Origin of the sequence: Neisseria sp. HMSC058F07, from assembly GCF_001810035.1 — a bacterium.
Classification (GTDB): domain Bacteria; phylum Pseudomonadota; class Gammaproteobacteria; order Burkholderiales; family Neisseriaceae; genus Neisseria; species Neisseria perflava.
The window spans coordinates 1-296 of the sequence record NZ_KV799688.1 but is presented as its reverse complement, the minus strand read 5'-3'; the positions used below and the strand labels follow the sequence as shown (position 1 = coordinate 296).

Sequence of the window (296 nt, the reverse complement as noted above, 5' to 3'; positions counted from 1 at the left end):
GTTGACAGCGTCACCGCAGGCGACAGCAAACTGAATACAGACGGCCTCACCATTACCGGTGGCCCGAGTGTGACCAAGTCAGGCATCAATGCCGCCGGCAACAAGATTACCAATGTTGCCGCCGGTACCGATGACACCGACGCCGTCAACTACAGCCAGCTGAAACAGCAAAGCGCCGCTGCCCGTACCGAAGTTGCAGCCGGCACCAACATCAAAGACGTGGTGAAAACGACCGGCGCCAACGGCCAAGACATCTATACCGTCAACGCCAAAGGCACGACTGCGAGCGCAGGTTC

At 58.8% G+C, this 296-nt stretch carries 1 protein-coding gene; it reads left to right on the top strand.

The window, feature by feature from the left end; genetic code table 11:
* The coding region (locus HMPREF2696_RS06720) for a hypothetical protein (protein ID WP_141746354.1) at nucleotides 1-296 on the top strand (296 nt) is incomplete at both ends.